The organism is Pseudoalteromonas sp. C2R02 (assembly GCF_018860845.1).
Taxonomy (GTDB): domain Bacteria; phylum Pseudomonadota; class Gammaproteobacteria; order Enterobacterales; family Alteromonadaceae; genus Pseudoalteromonas.
The window spans coordinates 55,621-77,515 of record NZ_JAHKQC010000008.1; the positions used below are offsets into that span (position 1 = coordinate 55,621).

Annotated in this window: 23 protein-coding genes and 1 tRNA gene; 15 read left to right on the top strand and 9 right to left on the bottom strand. The window is 34.3% G+C overall.

The features are described 5' to 3' along the window. Positions 1 to 135: 135 nt before the first annotated feature. Positions 136 to 1,041 carry a TIGR01777 family oxidoreductase gene (locus KO527_RS00955; RefSeq protein WP_216038539.1) on the top strand — a complete coding sequence of 302 codons (906 nt, stop codon included), beginning with the start codon at positions 136 to 138 and terminating at the stop codon, positions 1,039 to 1,041. On the opposite strand, the gene KO527_RS00960 is transcribed toward KO527_RS00955, so the two are convergent. Together KO527_RS00960 and KO527_RS00965 are read right to left on the bottom strand one after the other, a co-directional pair. Further along, on the bottom strand, positions 1,021 to 3,558 hold the full coding sequence (locus KO527_RS00960) for an FtsX-like permease family protein (protein WP_216038540.1): 2,538 nt from the start codon (positions 3,556 to 3,558) through the stop codon (positions 1,021 to 1,023). The genes KO527_RS00955 and KO527_RS00960 overlap by 21 nt on opposite strands. Then, complete coding sequence (locus KO527_RS00965; protein ID WP_216038541.1) at positions 3,548 to 4,261, bottom strand: ATP-binding cassette domain-containing protein; 714 nt, start codon at positions 4,259 to 4,261, stop codon at positions 3,548 to 3,550. The genes KO527_RS00960 and KO527_RS00965 overlap by 11 nt, the downstream gene beginning before the upstream one ends. Between KO527_RS00965 and KO527_RS00970 the strand changes: the two genes are divergently transcribed. The 4 genes from KO527_RS00970 to KO527_RS00985 all read left to right on the top strand — a co-directional run bounded on the left by KO527_RS00970 (position 4,262) and on the right by KO527_RS00985 (position 7,377). Beyond that, positions 4,262 to 4,918 (top strand): arylesterase, encoded by a 657-nt coding sequence (locus KO527_RS00970; RefSeq protein ID WP_216038542.1) that lies wholly within the window; start codon positions 4,262 to 4,264, stop codon positions 4,916 to 4,918. It begins immediately after the preceding gene. A 210-nt stretch (positions 4,919 to 5,128) separates the two neighbouring features. Beyond that, a tRNA-Pro gene (locus tag KO527_RS00975) sits at positions 5,129 to 5,205 on the top strand. Between the two features lie 215 nt (positions 5,206 to 5,420). Further along, positions 5,421 to 5,897: an FKBP-type peptidyl-prolyl cis-trans isomerase gene (locus KO527_RS00980; RefSeq protein ID WP_216038543.1), complete on the top strand. Its 477-nt coding sequence runs from the start codon at positions 5,421 to 5,423 to the stop codon at positions 5,895 to 5,897. A 157-nt stretch (positions 5,898 to 6,054) separates the two neighbouring features. Then, a complete protein-coding gene (locus KO527_RS00985; protein ID WP_216038544.1) occupies positions 6,055 to 7,377 on the top strand; it encodes a Na+/H+ antiporter family protein in 1,323 nt (440 codons plus the stop codon). Between the two features lie 46 nt (positions 7,378 to 7,423). Here KO527_RS00985 and KO527_RS00990 read toward each other — a convergent pair whose 3' ends face one another. Next, positions 7,424 to 8,893: an LruC domain-containing protein gene (locus tag KO527_RS00990; protein WP_216038545.1), complete on the bottom strand. Its 1,470-nt coding sequence runs from the start codon at positions 8,891 to 8,893 to the stop codon at positions 7,424 to 7,426. Further along, complete coding sequence (locus tag KO527_RS00995) at positions 8,890 to 9,285, bottom strand: hypothetical protein (protein ID WP_216038546.1); 396 nt, start codon at positions 9,283 to 9,285, stop codon at positions 8,890 to 8,892. Before KO527_RS00995 ends, KO527_RS00990 begins: the two co-directional genes overlap by 4 nt. Before the next feature lie 249 nt (positions 9,286 to 9,534). On the opposite strand from KO527_RS00995, the gene KO527_RS01000 reads away from it, so the two are divergent. After that, positions 9,535 to 10,311: a transporter substrate-binding domain-containing protein gene (locus tag KO527_RS01000; RefSeq protein WP_216038547.1), complete on the top strand. Its 777-nt coding sequence runs from the start codon at positions 9,535 to 9,537 to the stop codon at positions 10,309 to 10,311. A 36-nt stretch (positions 10,312 to 10,347) separates the two neighbouring features. On the opposite strand, the gene KO527_RS01005 is transcribed toward KO527_RS01000, so the two are convergent. Continuing rightward, positions 10,348 to 10,926: a GNAT family protein gene (locus KO527_RS01005; RefSeq protein ID WP_216038548.1), complete on the bottom strand. Its 579-nt coding sequence runs from the start codon at positions 10,924 to 10,926 to the stop codon at positions 10,348 to 10,350. Positions 10,927 to 11,078: 152 nt separating this feature from the next. Between KO527_RS01005 and KO527_RS01010 the strand changes: the two genes are divergently transcribed. The 3 genes from KO527_RS01010 (at position 11,079) to KO527_RS01020 (ending at position 13,095) form a co-directional block, all read left to right on the top strand. Further along, positions 11,079 to 11,408, top strand: coding sequence for a hypothetical protein (locus KO527_RS01010; RefSeq protein WP_216038549.1), 330 nt, complete (start codon positions 11,079 to 11,081; stop codon positions 11,406 to 11,408). 29 nt (positions 11,409 to 11,437) lie between these two features. Beyond that, positions 11,438 to 12,151 carry a YafY family protein gene (locus tag KO527_RS26350; protein WP_216038550.1) on the top strand — a complete coding sequence of 238 codons (714 nt, stop codon included), beginning with the start codon at positions 11,438 to 11,440 and terminating at the stop codon, positions 12,149 to 12,151. Positions 12,152 to 12,255: 104 nt separating this feature from the next. Further along, positions 12,256 to 13,095, top strand: a complete 840-nt coding sequence (locus tag KO527_RS01020) for a hypothetical protein (protein ID WP_216038551.1) — start codon at positions 12,256 to 12,258, stop codon at positions 13,093 to 13,095. Between the two features lie 84 nt (positions 13,096 to 13,179). On the opposite strand, the gene KO527_RS01025 is transcribed toward KO527_RS01020, so the two are convergent. Further along, entirely contained in the window at positions 13,180 to 14,217 is a 1,038-nt protein-coding gene (locus tag KO527_RS01025; RefSeq protein ID WP_216038552.1) for an alkene reductase, read from the bottom strand. 121 nt (positions 14,218 to 14,338) lie between these two features. Here KO527_RS01025 and KO527_RS01030 point away from each other — a divergent pair, with 121 nt between their 5' ends. Beyond that, positions 14,339 to 15,247 (top strand): LysR family transcriptional regulator, encoded by a 909-nt coding sequence (locus KO527_RS01030; RefSeq protein WP_216038553.1) that lies wholly within the window; start codon positions 14,339 to 14,341, stop codon positions 15,245 to 15,247. A gap of 46 nt (positions 15,248 to 15,293) precedes the next feature. On the opposite strand, the gene KO527_RS01035 is transcribed toward KO527_RS01030, so the two are convergent. From KO527_RS01035 to KO527_RS01045, 3 genes are all read right to left on the bottom strand, one after another. Then, on the bottom strand, positions 15,294 to 16,526 hold the full coding sequence (locus tag KO527_RS01035) for an MFS transporter (RefSeq protein WP_216038554.1): 1,233 nt from the start codon (positions 16,524 to 16,526) through the stop codon (positions 15,294 to 15,296). A gap of 87 nt (positions 16,527 to 16,613) precedes the next feature. Beyond that, entirely contained in the window at positions 16,614 to 17,228 is a 615-nt protein-coding gene (locus KO527_RS01040) for an HAD family hydrolase (protein WP_216038555.1), read from the bottom strand. A 1-nt stretch (position 17,229) separates the two neighbouring features. After that, positions 17,230 to 17,487: a DUF3081 family protein gene (locus KO527_RS01045; RefSeq protein WP_216038556.1), complete on the bottom strand. Its 258-nt coding sequence runs from the start codon at positions 17,485 to 17,487 to the stop codon at positions 17,230 to 17,232. Between the two features lie 122 nt (positions 17,488 to 17,609). Between KO527_RS01045 and KO527_RS01050 the strand changes: the two genes are divergently transcribed. From KO527_RS01050 to phrB, 5 genes are all read left to right on the top strand, one after another. Continuing rightward, positions 17,610 to 18,164 (top strand): LON peptidase substrate-binding domain-containing protein, encoded by a 555-nt coding sequence (locus KO527_RS01050; RefSeq protein ID WP_216038557.1) that lies wholly within the window; start codon positions 17,610 to 17,612, stop codon positions 18,162 to 18,164. Positions 18,165 to 18,243: 79 nt separating this feature from the next. Continuing rightward, positions 18,244 to 18,867 (top strand): sigma-70 family RNA polymerase sigma factor, encoded by a 624-nt coding sequence (locus KO527_RS01055; RefSeq protein WP_216038558.1) that lies wholly within the window; start codon positions 18,244 to 18,246, stop codon positions 18,865 to 18,867. Further along, positions 18,864 to 19,523: a ChrR family anti-sigma-E factor gene (locus tag KO527_RS01060; protein ID WP_216038559.1), complete on the top strand. Its 660-nt coding sequence runs from the start codon at positions 18,864 to 18,866 to the stop codon at positions 19,521 to 19,523. The genes KO527_RS01055 and KO527_RS01060 overlap by 4 nt, the downstream gene beginning before the upstream one ends. A gap of 17 nt (positions 19,524 to 19,540) precedes the next feature. Beyond that, on the top strand, positions 19,541 to 20,494 hold the full coding sequence (locus KO527_RS01065) for a DUF523 and DUF1722 domain-containing protein (RefSeq protein WP_216038560.1): 954 nt from the start codon (positions 19,541 to 19,543) through the stop codon (positions 20,492 to 20,494). Further along, the gene (phrB, locus tag KO527_RS01070; RefSeq protein WP_216038561.1) at positions 20,494 to 21,876 is read left to right on the top strand and encodes a deoxyribodipyrimidine photo-lyase; all 1,383 of its coding nucleotides are present in this window, start codon (positions 20,494 to 20,496) and stop codon (positions 21,874 to 21,876) included. The genes KO527_RS01065 and phrB overlap by 1 nt, the downstream gene beginning before the upstream one ends. Positions 21,877 to 21,895: the final 19 nt, after the last annotated feature.

Genomic DNA, 21,895 nt, shown 5'->3' on the forward strand with positions numbered 1-21,895 from the left:
TTAAAATTTGATAAAAGTGATTTCTGGCTATACTTATACCCGTAGCCTATGCCTAATACAATCTATTTATTAGGCATAATAAGTTGACTATCAATTAACTACATTTAAAAAGTATCATTTAAAGCAGAGGACCTAATGAACATATTAATTACGGGTGGCACTGGGCTCATTGGCAGTGCATTGATCCCATTTTTAGATAATCATCATAAAGTCACTGTATTGTCTCGAAATGCAACTAAAGTTTATGTGAAAATTGGCTCTCATATACATGCAATTCATAAATTATCTGAAATAGATTTTAATCAATTCGATATTGTGATTAATCTTGCAGGCGAAGGCATATTAAAAAAACGCTGGAGCAAAAAACAAAAACAAAAGATAGAACAAAGCCGTTGGCAATTAACCCAAGAATTGGTTAATAAAATTAGAGATGCCGACACACCGCCCCATACTTTTATTTCTGGTAGCGCTATTGGCTTTTATGGTAGACAAAACAACCAACCAATTGATGAATCTTTTGATCAATGTAACCAAGAGTTTAGCCATACGTTATGTAAAGAATGGGAATCTATTGCACTAAATGCACAATCAGATACAACCCGTGTTTGTATAATCCGAACTGGCATCGTTTTATCTCCTCATGGTGGTGCTTTATGTAAAATGATACCCGCTTATAAATTTGCCTTAGGTGGGCCCATTGCTGATGGATGTCAAATGATGTCGTGGATACATATTGACGATATTATTGGCATGATAATGTATTTAGTTGAAGAGCAATCTTTAAAAGGTGTATTTAATGCAACTGCACCTACCCCTGTTTCGAATGCAGAGTTTTCAAGTATGTTGGCAGAATCACTAAACAGACCTAATTTTTTTAGAGTGCCTGCAAAAATTCTCACATTATTACTTGGGGAAATGGCCGAACTTTTAATTTATGGTCAAAATGTACGGCCAAACAATATTACTAAAGCAGGTTACCGCTTCCATTATCCTGAGCTAAAGGAAGCCTTTAGCCACTTATTAAGACATCACTCGGAGTAAGTCTGAGGTATTTTTCTTTAACGTTTTAGCTATCATAAAGTAACCTAAAATTGATACAAAACTGGCACCAACAACAGGCCCTACAAGCCAAATGAATGGGTGTAGTTTACCACTTAGTTCAAATAACTGTTGCTGTACTAATAACAAGGCAATATCACTAAATATTGCAGCAACTAACCCCGCAACTAAGCCAAGTAAAAAGAACTCATATAAAGTCGCTAACTTAATTAAGCGCCCTTTTGCGCCTAAGGTACGTAATATAACCACTTCTTGCATTCTTTCTTGCAGGCTTGCTTGTACTTGAGAAATCAGCACTAAGCCACCACAAAACATTACAATAATTAATACAAAGCCAATCGCAATAGATACTTGCTCTATGGTAGAACGTATTTGCTTAATAAAACTATCTACATCTATCATAGTGATAGTTGAATAAGTTTTTAATAGCGCATTAAGTGACTTTTTACTTTCTTTGGGTACATGTAACGCAGTGATATACGTTGCAGGAAAGCGACTTAACAGATCAGGACTTAATATTACAAAAAAGTTAGGTTTTAAGCTAGACCAGTTTACTTTTCTAAAACTTGTGACTTTAGCATTAAACTTTTCTGAGCCTATCAATATACCAATTGTATCACCTAATTTAATTTCTAAACGCTCTGCCATGCCTTCTTCAATAGATGCTTCACCTTTAACATCTTTATCAAACCATTTACCTTGTGTAATTTCATTTTGCGAAGGCACTTCCAATAGCCAAGTTAAATTTAGCTCTCGGCCAATTCCCGCTTTCGCTTCTTCATCTTTTTTCTCGTTATCTTGTTCAGAAAAATCCCGAGCTAACAACTCATTATTAATTTCATTTAAACGCCCTCTTACTGTTGGGTAAAAACCAGTTGTTGAGATCCCCTCTTTAGCTAACATGGTTTCAATTGGGTTTAATTGATCTTCTGTAACATTAACTAAAAATGCATTTGGTGCATCAACAGGTAACTGCGACTGCCAATCATTAATAATGTCGTTTTTTAGTACCAGTAAAAACAATAATAATTTAATAGCTAATGCAAAGCTCACAAGCTGTACTGAATTAGCGCTCGCACGTTTTTGCAATGATGCAATTGCCAAAGACCAACTAGAGCCGGGGCTTAAACCTACACCTCTACCCGCTTTAAATAATAAGCGACTTATGCCATACAAAATACCAACCAAAGCAGCAGATGATAAAAACAAAATACTAGATATCATTAACTGACCACTAAATAGCAACATTAAGCCAAAAATAGTTATTGCTGAAACTAACAAGTGAATACGGCTTACTGCAATTGAATCACCTAAATTGCGTCTTAAAACTCTTAAAGGGGGAATATCAAATAAATCTAGTAGCGGCTTTAACGAAAACATAAACGCACAAGTTGCACCTGTTACAATTGAAATCAGCCAAGGTCGCATTGACGCTTCTGGTAAAGCTTGGTCCATATTTTGTGCTAAATAATCTATCGCTATAAGTTGTAAACCAAAGCCAAAAATTAACCCAAGTGCAATTGCAAAAACAGTCACTAAAGATAAATGCAGCATAAATATTTTACGAACACTTGAACGGCTTCCGCCTAAAGTTTTCATCATGGCAACTGGATCATATTGGTTTTCACAATAACGTTTTGCCGAAACCGCAATTGCAACTGCTGCTAGCATAATGCCTAATAGACCCGCTAATAATAAAAACTTTTCAGCACGGTTTACAGAACCAGATAACCAAGATTGCCTATCTTTTACGCCCCACCAGCTTTGGTTTTCAGACAAATTGGGTTTTAACCATTCGTAATAAGAAACAATATCAGCTTCTTCACCGGCAAATAACATTGCATAGTAAACTCGGCTACCAGGTTGCACCACTTGTGTAGCAGGCACATCATTAATATTAATTAGCACACGTTTACTGGCTGAAAAAATATTAAAAGGTGCATCGGGTTCTTCAACCAATACTTTTTCTGCAATTAAATTAATCGCACCAACTTCTACTGACTCACCAATTTCGATATCTAACGCATATAGCACAGATTCACTCAACCAAATATTGCCAGGTGTTGGCCCTGTATTTACGGAGTAATCACTGACTGATTCTGCTAGTGCATCTTTAATAACGATTTCGCCACGTAAAGGGTATTCTTTCGATACCGCCTTCACTGAGCTTAATTGCATTTCATCATTAGCGAACAGCATAGTATCAAAATATAATTGATCCGCTGTTTTTAAAGAATATTTTAAAGATTCTTCTTTGTATTCTTTAGGTAAGGGATGTGCACTGCCAAGTTTTCTGTCAGCAGCAATAAAGGTATTACTTTTTTGTTCTATTGATTGACCAATACGATCAGTCACTGAAGATAAAGTTAAAACCGTTAATACCGCCAATGCAATTGCCGCCGATATTATGGTTAACTCACCTCTTTTAAGCTCTCTAAAAAAAAGCCTAAAAGCAAGCTTTACCCATAAAGCATTATTATTTTCACCTTTATCCTGCATTGGCACGCGCCCCATTACTATCGTTAATTAGGTTGCCGCCATCGATATGTAAAATACGATTACAACGCTCAGCCAAGTGTTCATCATGGGTTACCAATAATAAAGTTGTGCCTTGCTCTTGGTTTAATTCAAATAATAATGATTCTATTAATTGACCGTTTTTAGTATCTAAGTTTGCAGAAGGTTCATCGGCAAATAGTATTTTTGGCGAACCAACAAAAGCTCTGGCAATAGCAACCCTTTGTTGCTCACCACCAGATAACTGCGATGGGTAATGCTCTAATCTATGCGCTAAGCCTACTTTTGTCAGTAAATCCATGGCTTGTTGTTTAGCATCTTTATGCCCAGCTAATTCTGCTGGCAGCATTACATTTTCAATGGCAGTTAAACTTTGTACCAGCATAAAAGACTGGAAAACAAAACCGATAGATTTTGCTCTAAGGGCTGCTCTTTGCTCTTCATCTAAATCGTGTAAAGGTTCAGAGTCTAGGTAGATTTCCCCTTCGTTGGTGGCATCAAGCCCTGCAAGTAAACCAAGCAAGGTTGATTTACCAGAACCAGATGCACCAACAATCGCAACTGATTCACCGGGCTTGACATTGAAGCTAATGTCGCTAAGGATAGGTAACTCGCCAGCAAGGGTATTTACCTTTTTAGATAACGCCCTTACCTGAATAAAATTTAATTGTGAAAGCTCAGTCATATGATTTACTCAAAATTCCATCGTACTTATAGTCGTATTTTAGTTCGTTTTTTATGTTTATTCTGTCTTGGGACGCTTAGCACTCAAGCTACTTCAGCATCAAAAGTACTTATTCTAGGTGATAGCTTAAGTGCAGGCTATGGTCTAAAGCAAGAGCAAGGTTGGGTGCATTTGTTACAATATACGTATGAAAACAAAAAACAGCCCATAAAATTAATCAATGCCAGTATTAGTGGCGAAACCAGTGGCGGCGCATTACGCCGTTTAGACGCTATTTTAAAGGCGCAGCAACCAGATTTCGTATTAATTGAAATTGGCGGCAATGATGGCCTACGTGGTTTCCCAATTAAAGCGCTAGAAAATAATTTATTACAATTAATTGAAAAAACCCGAAACTTTGGTGCTATTCCCGCTGTAATGACCATTCAAATTCCCCCAAATTATGGTCCTAGATACAGTAAAATGTTTATAAATTCATTTAAAAAAGTAACAGATCAAAGTAATACAACTCTACTTCCATTTTTTATGAATGATATCGCCATTGAAAAAAAGTTTATGCAACAAGATGGTATACACCCAAATAAAGAAGCTCAGCCTTTTATTAGAGATAAAATGGAAAAAGAAATTAATAACTGGGTTAATTCATCCAAAAGTTAAACACTTTCGGTATATTAATAAGCTAATCGACAACCAGTTAACCCTTGTTTAGATTAGCTTTATATCAAAAAATGAAAAAAATGCTTATATTATCGGCAAACAAATTGATTAATAAGTTAATGTGTTGATTTTCAGTATAAGGTAAGTAATATAACAGCCAGATGTCAGCATCACCCAATGCTAAGTAGTATAAAACATCTAATCTAAAGTCGGGGTATAGCGCAGTTTGGTAGCGCACTTGTCTGGGGGACAAGGGGTCACAGGTTCAAATCCTGTTACTCCGACCATTTCTAAAATGTTTCATTAATTAAAACCATGCATAATACTCAACCTATAGTATTTCGATAACTCTAAAACATCCTAATCCAACCTTTAGTTTTTATGAGTTTCACCTCTTTTATATTTCTTTTGCTTTATAGCATAATGTTATTAAACTAAATTAGTGGCTTATCAGTTTCTCTTATAATCACAGAAGAATTTAAAAACAATAACAGGGGATTTAATGAATAAATTGAGTGTATGGTTCTTAATGACATTCATGTCATTAGTGCATGCTGATCAAGCTAGTGCTTTCGATTTAGAAGCTAAGAAAAACATAACAAAAGGTCAGAAGTTTTTAAGTAAAAACCGAAAAGACAAAAGCGTTATTGAAAAAATATCAGGACTACAATACCAAATTATAATCAAAGGTGATGGTACCACACACCCTAAGAATAATGACCGAGTGACAGCGCATTATCACGGTTCATTTCTAAATGGTGATATTTTTGATAGCTCAAAGGCGCGAGGTCGACCTATTACTTTTAACTTGAATCAAGTAATTAAAGGCTGGAAAAAAGGCATAAAACTTATGGTTGTTGGTGATAAATTTAGGTTTTTTATCCCCTCTCATTTAGCTTATGGCAATCAAAAAGTAGGTCAAGTTCCACCTGGCTCATTACTCATTTTTGAAATTGAACTTTTAGCCATTAATCCATAGTTTATATGAACATAACTCTAAATCTTATGCCTTATAAAATATCCCTACCTTTCCTTCTTTAAATTTGTATACAATACGCCTTTAAATCTATATGACCTGAGTATTTCAATATTTAACAATTGATTGCGCTTAGTTAATAACAATTAAAGAGAAAATAATGAATGCTGTGATATTTGGCGTATTACTCATGTTAGTACTCACTTTAGTGAGATTAAATGTGATTGTTGCTATGACTGTCAGTGCGATTGTATCTGGATTAGTTGCGGGCTTAGGTTTAACGCAAACATTAGATGCTTTTAACCAAGGTTTATCAGGCGGAGCACAAATTGCTTTAAGTTATGCTATGTTAGGTGCTTTTGCAGTTGCTATTTCAAAGTCTGGTTTAACTTCAATTTTAGCAGATAAATTATTATCTAAAGTACAGAGTTCTCATTCTGAGCAATCTAAAACATTGCTGAGTTTTACATTATTAACTGTGATTTTATTATGCTCTATTGCATCACAAAATCTTATTCCTGTTCATATCGCCTTTATACCTATTTTAGTACCTCCACTATTGTTCATAATAAATAAACTACAACTAGATCGCCGTGCCATTGCGTGTGTTTTAACCTTTGGTTTAGCAACATCTTATATGGTTTTACCTTACGGATTTGGCGGTATTTATTTATACGATATTCTACATAAAAATTTAGCTGAGAATGGACTAGATATTATAAATACCCAAGTACCAATGGCGATGATTATCCCTGCTATTGGCATGGTGATAGGCTTATTTATTGCTATTTTTATCAGTTACAGAAAAAAACGCGTGTATGAAACAAAAACAGAATTCGATTTAGATTCAGTAAAAATACAAAATAAGTCAAAGGTGATGTTTATTGGTTTATTAGCCATCAGTTTATCGCTAGCTGCACAAAATATTAGTGGCTCTATGATTTTAGGAGGATTAACTGGTGTAATAATATTCACGATTTTTGGCACAGTAAGATGGGATGAAAGCTCAGACCTTTTCACGAAAGGCGTAGCCATGATGGCAATGATTGGTTTTATAATGATATCGGCTCAAGGTTTTGCGTCTGTGATGAAAGCCACCGGTGATGTTGCAAGTTTAGTGCAAAGTGCTGCAAGCTTTATGGAAGGTAACAAACCATTGGCGGCAGCAGTTATTTTATTAGTTGGGTTATTAATAACGATGGGCATTGGCAGTTCGTTCTCTACAGTGCCAATTATTGCAACTTTATTTGTGCCTTTATGTTTAGAGTTAGGATTTTCTGTCATGGCGACTACTGCATTAGTGGGCACTGCTGGTGCATTAGGTGATGCGGGCTCTCCGGCTTCTGATTCAACTTTAGGGCCAACATCAGGTTTAAATGTTGATGGTCAACACGACCATATTTGGGACTCAGTAGTACCAACCTTTATCCACTTTAATATACCACTACTTATTTTTGGCTGGATTGCCGCTATGGTGCTGTAAAAATAAATAAAAGGCTACTTATAAAAATAAGCAGTCTTTTTTATTGTTACCATTTCCAAAATGCACTTGTTATGGTTTTTGTTTTTTCTGACTTTGGCGATAGATACCAAGTCTGATTTTGTACGCCTGAACTTGTTGCGTAATCAAGGAATAAATCGTATGCATCACCTAAATCAACATACTCTAGCGGTGGTACCCAATCATCAGGAAAAACTAATGCATAAGGATAACCAGACTCATCTTTATATTGAATATCAGCACTGCCACTATTAGTTGAAAAGTTAAGGCGTGTAGGGTTACCAGGTAAATGTAACTCATAGCCTGTTACTTCCGTATATATATAAGGGTCGTAAGGCGGAGTTGGAACTTGATTAAATGCTACTCTTTCATCTAAATCAAAAGCAACACTAAACTTTTTACCTTGAATTGCAGCTTGTCCTGCTAATGTATTTACAAACTGCTGACCAGGTACATTCATTAGACTTTTAGTATCACTTAATATTTTAATATCAAAGGTATTATTTATACCTTCTAATTTTGGGTAACCACTTATTTGATTAGTTGAACCAGCTTCAAATATATTGATAGTCGCAGTGCCATCCACATCAGATAAAAACGGTAAATGTAAATACCAATCATGTGTATATGATGCACCTCTTGCTATCATATAACCCGTTGCAACTAATGATACGACTTCAGTATCATTCATACCAAAGCCTACTCTATAACCAATTACCAAATCATTAAAATCGTAATCACCCCTTTGAGGGTAATTATCTTCATAGGTCACAATGTAATATGAATCACTACTAGGGTAATATACCCATGAATCAACAGGGTTATTTATTTGGTTTTGCGCTATCACTAATGGTGCTTCATCTTCTCCAGGAGCGAGTGTCGTTAAATATGATGCATCTTCTTGCGTAATAATAGCGATATCTTCAGGACCATTTGAATAATCATAAAATGCCTCAGGATCACCCAAGCTTACATTGGTATCTAAAAACTCTATTGTAAGAATGGCTGATGTTGCTGATGAGAGAGCATCACCAACAATTATAGTTAAAACACCATCAAAATAATCAGCTACTCCATCACTATTTGGTGTGATACGGGATGAACCTGTTTCTCCAATTAATGTGTAGTACCGCTCTCTATTTGTTTCTCCAGACTCTGCAACAAGTGTTGTTGTTGGTGTACTAAAATCACTGTATTGTGTACTTACACCACCACTTGTAATGGTGATATAAGCAGATTTAACCGTTACGCCCTGACTTTGCGCTTTTTCAGTACCATTAGCGGATTCGTTTACATCAATAGCAAATACTAATTTCCCGCTGTTACTTTCTCGGAATGCTTCTAACTTTGCAGCATCAGGATCTTTTTTATTTATCTGTGCTTCAAATAAATCTACATCTGCAAAACCATTTCTAATTTTATCTTTAAGTGCAATTGACTCTAAACTTTTTGCTGGTAAGGCTAGGATTAACAAGCTCAGAAAAATAAATAATCTCATAATATTATCTCCCCAGTAAATTGCTCTTCTGTCGTAACTGGTGAAAATAAATCAAAATATACCCTGTCAACTGATGAAGGTAAGTGTAAACTAAAAGCCTTCATACTGGCGACTTTCCCTAAAAATAAGACTTTTTGATCGAGTGTATAAATCTTTAAATAAACTTCACTTGAGCTAAAACCATAATCTTCTGGCAAAATAGCAATAGAATGTGAGATATATTGACTAAATTGTGCAGATTCTGAAACTGGATTATCGGTAAGTAAATATGATGTTTCAGCGGGAGGAGTGATGCTTACAGGTGGAGGAGTTTTAGACTCAGCTCCATCACCTCCCCCTCCGCAGCCAATCAATGTATTTATTAATATAATATTCCATATATTTTCTCTCATCATAGCGGCCTTAATATTTTTTTAATATTAAAGATAGCTATATTCAATAATCAAACCAAAACTAACCTTTTGATTTAAAATTAAAAATAATGTTGTTGCTTCTCTTTTTTGCAATCTGCAATGCAATATAAAATTTAAACTGTCTTTTTGAATTTATAATATGACGATAATTAACAAAAATATCCCAGTCCATAAATACTTTTTAATAGTCTGCTAATATAAAAAGACTTGCCCCCTAGTTGATTGTTAATGAAAACATTCATTTTTTTGTTATTTTTTAATTCTTGCTCGGTTTATGCAACTATCGTAACTTTTTGCTATGAGGATAGAAATTTCCCTCCCTATATCTTTTCGACTTCAAATAATGATCAACCAAAAGGATTAATGATAGATTTAATTTTATTATCCGCTAAAGATGCAGGGTTCACAGTCAATTTAATATCTAAACCTTGGTTAAGATGCCAGAAACTAGTGAAACAAAACCAAGCTAATGCTCTATTTGCTATGATACAAACAAACGAAAGAAGCCAAATATTCGCCTTCCCTAAAAATAAAAATTTGCAACAACCTTATCTATTTCAAGGGGAATACGCTATTTTCATTCAAAAAAATGGCCCTTTCGATTTAGATAAAACAAAACAGCTATTAATCGATGAAAATGGCTTAAACCTTGATGTTTATTATCCTGTAGCAAAACATGGTTTATCTGCACCTTTAGGTTATGTAGTAAGTAAAATATTAGAAGATAAAAATGTATTAAGTTCGTTAAACCTCACTCCCATACAAGGTCTTAAATTTGTTGCAAATGGCAAGCTAGATGGATTTGTTATCGATAGACAGATAGGCACGTATTTAAGTAAAGAATTAAAGTTAGAACATAAACTTACTGCAACTAAACATAGTCTTTTACAAACTAAATGGCATGCAGCATTTAATAAAAAATTCTACCAAACGAATCAAAAGAAAATAGATGAATTTTGGAATGCATTTGAAAAACATCGAAGTCATTTAGTAAATGACCTTTAGAATAACTCAAGTCTCATATTCTCGATAAACTAATAATTAATTTAACTTATTTATTAAATTACATTTTACAGCAGGCCATTCAGTAGAAATGATGGAATAAACAACAGTATCTCTTAGTGATCCATCTTTCATTATTTGATGATTTCTTAAAATACCATCTTGTTTAGCACCTAATCTTTCAATGGCATTTCTAGATGCTTGATTAAAAAAGTGAGTTCTAAATTCAACAGCATAAGCATGGTGATTTTCAAATAAGTTTTTCAATAATAGATATTTACATTCTGTATTTATGGCTGTTCTTCTCACAGAATTACTATACCAAGTATAACCAAGCAAAGCCCTTTTATGCTGACTTTCAACATTATAGTACCGAGTTGTTCCGACAATATCCCCCGTTGTTTTGCACCTTACAGCATATGCGATATTACCCGTTTCACTTGCTTTTATAGCTTGGTTAACATATTCAGCCATTTCTTCAAAATGAGGTACATTAGCAAACCAAATATTCCACGCCTCACCATCTTTTACCGCCTCAATTAAACCTTTTACATGTGATTCATGTAAAGGTTCTAAAATTATATATTGACCTTCTAGTACTTTGTTTTCCAACCACATAACAATCTTTAAACCTTTTAAATATATTAAATTAAAGATTAACAAAAATCAGAATATATAAAAACAAATCAGATATTATTTCCACACTCCTGACACTTATTGTCAGTAGGCTCAGTTACACTTGTCGCTCACTTAATCGAAGGAGAGAAAAAATGGCACAGGCTGTTGAAATAGTACACTTTAAACTGAATGAAAATGTGACTGATACTGATTTTTTAGAATCAAATGATGCGTTTGAAAAGTTTTTAAATGAACAACCGGGTATGTTGTATCGTTCATTATGTAAAAGTAATTCCACTGCGACTTATACTGATATCGTTTACTGGGAGTCCTTAGAGCAGGCGCAACTTGCGCAACAAGCATTTTTTGATTCAGAGTTTTGTGTTGAGTTTGCAAAATGTATCGAAAAAGATTCTGTTATATTAGATCATTTAGATATACTGGCTCAAAGTCAGTGCGAAAACCAAGCTAAAGCGTCATAGAGCTTATAAAACTCAGATAAGGATATAAAGTGCGTAAAGCTGAACGGTTATTTCAATTAGTAACTTTATTAAAAGGTCGTCGTTTAGCTATTACCGCAAAAACGCTTTCTGAAACATTAGAAGTTTCAGAACGTACTATTTATCGGGATATTCAAGCTTTAATACTGTCTGGCATACCTATTGAGGGTGAAGCCGGGATAGGATATATATTACCTAGCCATTTTGAGATATCGCCGCTGATGTTTTCAGTCGATGAATTAATGGCTTTAATGCTTGGTAGTAAAATGGTGCAAGCATGGAGCGATAAAACTTTAGCTAAAAGTGCCGCCAGCGCATTTGAAAAAATTGAAGCTATTATTCCTGAGCACCTTCAGCAAAATCAGCCAGTGCCTTTTATCGTACCTGATTTCCACATAGATAAAACTTATAGTAATTATTCAGCGATAATACGACAAGCCATTCAACAATTTAATGTACTTAAAATCAGCTATATTGATGCTAAAAAAGATAACAGCATCAGAGAAATAGAGCCTTTAAGTCTCGTTTTTTGGGGCGGAACATGGACCATTATTGCTTTTTGTAAATTACGTGATCACTATAGAGAATTTCGTATAGATCGGATTCAAACATTAAATATTACTCAAGCTAAATTTACTACTTCAGAGTCAAAAAACATCACACATTATTTAGCACAAGTGACAGCGTATGATGACTATAAATGTTCAAATAATAAAACTAACTAAGAAGTGTAATTTTGTAATTTAAAAAATGTGAATTATCAGTTCATATAATTTCTTTAAAAATTTACTATAATCATTCTTATAAGAAAATTAGATGTAGGTTATTGATGAATTCAATGTTATTCAGTTTAGTTATATTTTGTTGTTCTTTGTTTGTAGCTAACCTAAGCCAAGCCGATGTTATATCTATTCATACAGATAACTTAATTGATTTACAGGCATTCGAAACTCATAATATTAAAGATAATTTAAGTGTAGAAAGTAATTTATTTGCTTTAAAAGAACAACTTGCCAATATAAATTTTGAATATATGACAACCAAACGTTCATTAACCCTAATGAATCAAACTAAAAATATCTGCGTTGTTAATAAAGTAAAAAATCAAGCCCGTCTAGAAAAATTCTTATTTAGTCAGCCAATTAACTTATTTCTCAGTAGAAGGCTTTATCAAAGTAGTGATAAAGCGCCCCTGAAAGATCATTTACTTGTAGATAATACGATTAATCTAAATGATATATTCACCAACAGAAAACACGCTAAATTGCTCATATCAAGCCAAATATCATACGGTGATGCATTAGATAAACAAATTTCTTTAATATCTAATAACAACAAGCTGATACGACATAGTGCCGAACAAGATAGCGGCGTATTAGGCATGTTTATAAAAAAACGAGCTGAATTTGCTTTATTATACCCCCATCAACTTTTTGACATGGGCGTTAAAGTAGAGGCGCGCTCTTATGCAATATCTTCAATTTCACCATATATTTTAGGGCATTTAATGTGCACTAAAAATAAAGTAACTAAATCATTTTTAAAAAGCATAGATGAGCATTTATTGACTCAAAGTAGCTTAAATGAGTTACTGAATATTCACCTTAGAAATGTTAACCCCATAGATAAAACAGTCGTAGAATCTTTATTTCAAAAAGCATTATTTTGATGAGCTGTGAATTCAGTATAACTAAATAATCAGCGTTACCTCGTCGGCAACGCTAAATAAATTAGCAAAACGTCTTAAGGTTTACTAAATAAGCTCTGCCAACATGCTGTCATCATATTCAGTTAAAACTTTTGAAGTTTTAACTTTCTCGATGTAATCTGGATTAGCAATTAATGGTCGACCAATTGCAATTAAATCAGCATCGCCACGTAATATAGCTTGCTCACCGGTTTGAGCTGTATAACCCCCACTCGCAATGACTGTTCCGTGATAGTTTCTGCGAATATATTGGGTTACAGTGCCATCTAAATAATCTATATGGCTATCTTCAAACATACCTGTGTGCACGTAAGCTAGTTCAAGTGAATTTAATTTATCTAATACATAATCGAATACAGCAACATCTTTTGAATCATGTGCCATATTAAAATAAGCTGCTGGAGATAAACGTACACCTACATGCCCTATCTCTTTTTTAACTACATCTATTACATCAAACAATAAACGACTCATATTTTCTGGCGTTTGGCCCCACTCATCTTCTCTTTCATTCGCTGCATAATGTAAAAATTGATCTATTAAATAGCCATTTGCGCCATGAATTTCAACGCCATCAAAGCCTGCCTTTTTAGCATTGGCCGCAGCTAGTGTAAAATCAGTTATCACGTGTTTTATATGCTCAGGAGTTATTTCTTGCGGCTCACCATAATGCAAGTCTTCCATACGAGGCACATGACCTTCAATAGCTAACGCCGATGGTGCCATAGGCTTTTCGCCATTTAAAAAGTGAGGGTGAGATACCCTGCCTGTATGCCACAATTGCGCAAAAATTTTACCACCATTTTGATGTACTCTTTGTGTAACTTCTTTCCAAGCATCTACTTGTTGCTGATTATATAAACCTGGTGTATTTGGATAACCCTGTCCAGATTGAGAAATCAACGTTGCTTCAGTTATAATTAAGCCTGTATCAGCACGCCTTGCGTAATATTCTACCATTGCCTGCGTTGGTACTAGTTCATCATCCGCCATGCATCGCGTTAACGGGGCCATTACGACTCTATTGTTTAGTATTAAACCTGCACCGAGATCTACTTGTTTAAATAATGTGTCAGTTGTCATATCCTTTCTCCTAAATATCTATCTCAAATTTCAACAAATTCATTATTACAGTTATTGAAATCTTTACTAGATTGACTATTTATATAACACTGTTCTTATTAAGAGAACAATCAAGATAAATATGGATGAGTTAAAACGCATTGGCGTGTTTACAAAAGTAGTGCAGGCAAAAAGCTTTTCGCAGGCAGCTCGCCAGTTGGGCATTGCTAAATCAGCGGTAAGTAAACAAGTGAGTTTATTAGAGCAAGAAGTAGGTGTACGTCTACTTAATAGATCTACTCGTAAGCTCAGCTTAACCGAAGCTGGTGATATTTATTTTAAACACTGCGAGCAAATCGTTGATCGTGCTGAAATTGCCATTAATGAACTACGCCAATATCAGCATCAACCAACTGGTACATTAAGAATCGCCAGTCCAATCGCCTTTGGTCGAGATCAGCTTATTCCTGTTATTAAAGAATTACGCTGCCTTTATCCCTTGCTTAAAATAGAGTTATTACTAGAAGATCGTGTCGTAAATATGGTGGAAGAAGGCATAGATTTAACAATTCGTATAGGATGGTTACAAGACTCTAATTTAATTGCTAAAAAACTATGTTCCAGCCCTACTTTGGTATTTGCATCAAATGATTATTTAGCACGTTATGGTACGCCAAAAATACCTGAAGATTTAGTGCATCATCAATGGATCAACCTGTCTATATTACCCTCTCCTTTAAAATGGTTATTTACTCATAAAACCACTAGAAATACGACTCAGGTTCAAGTTAATAGCAGTTTAAAAACAAATTCAGTTGATGCTGTAGTATCCGCTGCTCAAAGTGGTTTAGGGATTTCTGCACTTGCTAAGCTAGGAATTTGTGAGCAAATATATACAGGTAAACTAACACCTATTTTAACAGACTATGAACTCGACCCCGTTGGTGTTTATGCTGTTTACCCTCATAAAGAACATTTGCCGCCTAAGGTTAGAATATTTTTAGACTTTTTAGAAAAACGATGTAGAAATGCACCTTGGTGTAAAACATAATTGTATTATATTAGTAACCACACTAAGTGGTTACTAATCTTATGATTTAAACTAATTCCATAGCCTCAAAATCAGGCCGTTTTAACTTATCACTTGTTTGGTATAAAAATATGGTTACCACACTCATTCCAGATGCGATTAAAAATAATGTAGGCCCACCCCACACATCTAAAACAATACCACCAAGCAAAGGTGCAAAAGAAAAACCAAGTGAACATAATCCAGCAGCACCAAAATAACTGCCCTTTAACTTTTTAGGTGCAAGTCGATCTAAGTGCACATTCATATTTGAGAATAAAATGGCTTCGCCAATACTTAATACAAAAGTCCCTAGCAACCAACCAAAATAATAATCAACAGGATTAAACGCAAATACTAATTGTGAAATTGCTAATAATATAATGCCGATATATATCCGGTTTTTTATATCAATGTTTTCCATCAATTTTAATAATGGGAATTGAAATATCACAATTACTAATGAATTCAAAACAATGATAGATGAAATCAGGGTAACTAACTCTGGTATTTCAGCACGAGTTAAATATTGAATTAAGCTTGAATCGCCCTGTGCGTATATAAATAAAATGAGCATATTAGCGAGCATAATCAGCAAAAATACATGGTCTTTAGATAACAAAGCGATAATCTGCTTAAAATTATGAGACGTTTTATGCTGATTTTGTTTGCTCTTCTTTTTATTTTTGAAAGTTACCACTACTGCTCCTAATAAACCAGCATAGGCAAAAGCAGTAAACAAAAAGCTAGATTGCTCTCCGGTTAAGCCTGCCCATAAACCGATTAATGGGCCAATAGCTGCACCGGCATTGACTAAGAAATATAGCATTTGCATGGCCAACTCTCTGTCTTTAGCATCAGGTAACTCATCGCCTAATACCCCTTTACTCGGGGCATCCCACAATGATCGCGGTAAGGTCGCTAAAAACACGGCAGTACAAAATGTAAATAATGTATCTGCTACGGCCAACCAAGCAAAGGCTATGACTCCTAATAATGCAGCTACTAGCATCACAGGTTTACGACCAAACCTATCTGATAAATTACCTGTATAAAAGCCTAATACCACTGAGAAAACCGATGAACCTGTAAGCAATAAGCCAACTTCAGATGCCGATAAATTAAATTTTTGATATAAAATAACAGCCAAAAATGGCCAAACCATGTAATAAGTGCCGCGAATAAAAAAATTACCGATTTGCATTACCCAAATTAAATTTGAAAAACGCTTTAATCTTGCAATAGAGATAACAGTTGACATAAATAATCCTTTAAAAGTGTTGATGAAAAGGACTATAAAACCTCAAGTTAACTTAAGGTCAATAAGATTTAATGAATAAAATATGACTTAAGTAACATCTGAATTGATTTTAATTAATAGTTGTTTAAGCTCAGATAATGTATCAACCACAATATCGGCCTGATCTTGATAAGGTTTTTCTTCAAAATGAGAGATTAAACACGATTGCATTTTTGCATTTTCAGCCGCTTGTATGTCATATAAATAATCACCTACATATAGCACTTCTTTATTTTGAAGCTGCCATTGATTGGCAATGTGGTTTAAAGCAGTCGGATCGGGCTTTGGAGGAAACATTTCTCTGGTTATGACATTTTCGATATTTATACTGTGTTTCTTTATTTTATGCTCACTTGATTGTTTACTATTACGCGTCACTATTGCAGTAGGAATGTCGCATGAGTTTAAGTGAGCAATTAAATCATGCGCGCCTGTTAAAATTTCTGAACTCATTGCATCATCATATTCATGGGCTAAAATTTTTGCATCAGCTTGTTGCCTGTGCTCTTTGGATTCTATTTTATTTACAAACTCTAAAATATCCTCATCACTGCAACAGCCTATGCTTTGCTTCAAGGTTTTAAAATCAAGAGAAGAAGATACTAAAGTATTATCTAAGTCAAAGATAACACCTTTGATCTCATTAATTTGTTTTAAATTCATTCTATGTACCTTTATTTATCTGCAATACTTTTTTAATAAAGCTTTCCAGTAAGCCTTCATTTTTATAATCAAGTAAATATTTGCCATGAAACATTAAAGTCATTTCTACTTTGTTGTATGAAATATAACAGCAATATCCATCATAATCATGCCAAGCTTTAACATCATTCAGATGATAAAAACCTTGTTCTTTCTCACCTTTCTCAATAATCGTATTAAAAGCATTTAAAAACATTTTTTGATCTAAGTTATTTTGCATCGTTTGTATACCTGCTAATAGCTATTTAATATGTATACGATTAAAAACATAAAACGATCAGGTGATCTAAAACCTCCCATAATACGTATTGTGTAACATCATTTGAATTGAAAGAAGCTTTTATGGAATTAGGTATATTTGAGTTACCTGTATTTATACTGCCCGGTGGAAAAGTGAAACTGAGGATCTTTGAGCCTCGCTATATCAGACTCGTAAAAGAATCATTTTCAACAAAGGGTTTCATCATCACTTTGTTCGATAAAGATAATATTGCAGATAATGGCGTATTAGTTGAAATTGTCAATTTTGATGCTTTAAAAGACGGTTTACTGTCTATAGATGTGCAAGCAAAAGAATTTGTCACCTTATCAAATAAATATTGTGAACCTGATGGTTTGTACAAGGCGCAAATACATCATGAACACCATTGGGCTAACGAGACCTTTTGCGATTCCATGATTAAAGAAAACGACATGGTTCAGTTTTTAAATACCGCATTTATGAATTCAAAAAATTTAAGTGAACTTTATTCGGAAAAGAAATTTGAAGATAAGGCCTGGGTTTGCGCACGTATATTAGAACTCTTACCGATAACAACTTCAAATAAAGTAAAAATAAGCGCCCTTAACTTTGAGCAATGTGAAAACTTCTTGCATACTGTAATTAAAGGAAAATAAATTAATTTAAATTTATTTGATCTTTCTTATTTCCCACATCGTATTGGCTACTATGTTCACAAATAATTAAGTAGCTTTTATGCAGCATTCATTAAATAGTAAAAGAAACATTGCTGATATGAGTATAAATAAAACATTGCTTGAGCAAGATGATAAAGAGCAACTAAAAGAGTGGTTGTCTTTAATTTCTCTAGAAAGAGATAAAGATGCTTTTGCACAAATATTTAGTTGGTTTGCACCTAAAATTATACGCTTTGGTATTAAGCAATTAAATAATGAAGCTTCTGCTAATGTACTTTTGCAAGAAACTATGACCAATGTTTGGAAAAAAGCACACATGTACAACGCTGATAAAGGTGCTGTAACTACCTGGGTTTATACCATCATGCGTAACGTTTCTTTCGATATGCTTAGAAAAGTAAAATCTAATCGCGAAGATATGCTCAGTGACGACATTTGGCCGCTAGTTGAGTCTGAAAATTTAGAAACAGCTGAGTTTGAAGATCACCTTCTAAATAAAAGCTTAATGCAGCATGTTGATAAACTTCCACAAGCGCAAAAGCAGATAATTAAAGGCGTATACTTTCAGGAATTATCACAAGAACAAATTGCAGTGCAACTGGGCATACCAGTAGGCACAGTTAAATCTAGATTAAGAACTGCTTTAAGTAAGCTCAAATCACACTTAGGAGACGATTCATGATTACACACCATCCAAAACATGAATTACTAAAACTACATGTAAAAGGCGAATTACCAGCCTCTATCAGTGCTGCAATTTCTATGCATGCGGAGCTATGCCCTAAGTGTCATAAAAAATTGCAAGCGCTTACGTTAAGTGAATCAAATAACGAGTTTGATGATCATAATCAATCAATTCATATTCCGCAATCAATTGATTTTTCGAGTATGATTGATGATATAACGTCAAGTGAGCAAATTTATATCGAAACGCCTAAAAAACTTAAAGTTGTTAAAGTAAGAAATAATGAGTATCAATTGCCTAGAGCGATTGATTCAATAAATCAGTCTCAATGGCAAAACTTAGGCAAGTTATCTCGTGCTCGATTAGATTTAAATGAAGGTGAGCTACATACCAGTTTATTGCACATAGATCCTGAAGGTAATGTACCAGCTCATACACACAAAGGATTTGAATTAACTTTGTTATTAGATGGTAGCTTTGAGGATGAATTAGGCACTTACGTAAAAGGTGACTTTATTTGGTTAGACAAAAGTCATACCCACACACCAGAAACAGAAAATGGTTGTTTGTGTTATACAGTTTCTAGTAATGCACTACAATTTACTAAAGGGCTTGCACGTATTTTAAACCCTATTGGCAATTTCATTTATTAATACATCTGGAGCACATTATGAAAACACCACAATCTAGTATTACATTAGGCATAAGTGCATGTGTAAAAGGTGAACAAGTTCGATTTGATAAAGGGCATAAAAAGTCTCAATTTTGCACTGAAGAACTCGGTAAACATGTTCAGTATAAAGCTTACTGTCCAGAGGTTGCAATTGGCTTGCCCATACCACGAAAAACCATTCGCCAAATAAAAAAAGACGATCTAATAGTTGTCAGCAGACCCGATGGTACTGGTGATGTGACCGAAAAGCTGACTCAATTCGGCAGTAATGTTGCTGATAATATAGATGAATTAAGTGGCTTTATTTTTTGCCAAAAAAGCCCAAGCTGCGGTATGGAAAGAGTAAAAGTTTATTACGATCATGGTAAAGGCAGCGAATCTAACGGTATAGGTTTATTCGCAAAACAAATAATGGAAAAAAATCCATTATTACCATGTGAAGAAAACGGCCGTTTGAATGATATGCCACTGCGTGAAAACTTTATTATAAGAGTATATACATATAAACATTGGCAAGAATTAGTTGCATCTGGATTAACAAAACATAAATTAATCCAGTTTCATACGCAACACAAGTATCTATTAATGAGCCATCATTTAGCGAGTTATAAGTCATTAGGTAAATTATTAGCGCGTGCCGATTTACCATTAGATGAACTATCTCAACACTACATTTCAGGTTTAATGGCAGGTTTAAAACATTTATCCAATAGAAAAAGTCACTCGAATACTTTACAGCATTTACAGGGCTATTTTAAAAAGCAGCTAAGTAAGATACAAAAACAAGAACTAACAGATAAGATTAATGAATTTCGAGAAGGTTTAATTCCGTTACTCGTACCATTGACACTGATAAATCATTACATGAGAGAGCACACTAAATCATATTTGAATGCTCAAGTATATTTTTCACCTTATCCTGATGATTTAAAGCTAAGGTATGGCTATTAATGAATTTAGTATGGTTTCGCAAAGACCTGCGCATTATAGATAACCCAGCGCTTACTGAAGCAAGTAAAAATGGCCCTTTTAAGGCCATTTTTATTTCTACTCCCGAGCAATGGCGTAAACATGATATGGCACCAATACAAATAGATTTTTTAGAAAGACATCTTAATCTATTACAAAATCAATTAGCAGAGCTAGGTATTGAGTTAGTTCACATTGAAAGCCACCACTTTGATGATCAAATTAATGCGCTTCATGAGTATGCTAAAACACATCAAATAAATAACATTTATGCTAATAGTGAATTAGAAGTAAATGAATGTTTAAGAGATAAAAAAATCTTAGAATTGGGATTATCTTTAAAGCTTTTAGAGTCTGATGTTATTGTGCCCAAAGGTGATATTTTAAATGGCAGTGGTGAAATGTACAAAGTATTCACCCCTTTTCGCAATACTTGGCTGAAATATTTAGTGTCGCACAGTGTTTCTATCTGTCAATTCACAAATGATCACAATGAATCACTACCTAAGCAAAACACTATCAGCTTTAATACCCAAAAAATATGCTCAAATAAATGGCCTTTAGTCGATGTGATATTTACATCAGTAATCAATGATTTTATCTCAGATAAACTCATTAACTATAAACATAACCGCGATATACCTGCAATAAAAGGTACTTCTGGTTTATCTCCTTATCTTGCCATTGGTGCTATTAGCCCTAAACATTTACTGCTGAGTGTATTAGCACGTCACCCACATATCTTAGAAAATAGTGCAGCTGATGCGTTTACATGGATCAATGAACTGGCATGGCGTGATTTTTATAAACACCTACTATTCCACTACCCCAAATTATGTAAAAATCAAACATTTATACCTAAATACAATGAATTACCATGGAAAAATAACCCTGAGCATTTTAAATTGTGGTGTGAAGGTAAAACAGGCTACCCGATAGTTGATGCTGCTATGAGGCAACTCAAAAATACAGGTTGGATGCATAATAGATTACGTATGATTGTCGCCAGCTTTTTAACGAAAGACTTACTGATTGACTGGAAATGGGGCGAACGTTTTTTTATGGAAAACCTGATTGATGGTGATTTTTCTGCAAATAATGGCGGTTGGCAATGGGCTGCGAGTACAGGTTGTGATGCACAACCTTACTTTAGGGTTTTTAATCCAATAACTCAAAGCAAAAAATTTGATCCTACAGGCCAGTTCATTCGTATGTATATACCTGAGTTGAAAGATATTCCTGATAAAGAAATACACTTTCCACATGATTATATTTCACGCAATGGTTTATCAGATAAGTATTATGAGCCAATTGTTAATCACAAAGATGCGCGCATAGAAGCCTTGGCATTTTATAAAGTGTGAGATTAAATTTAGGGTATAA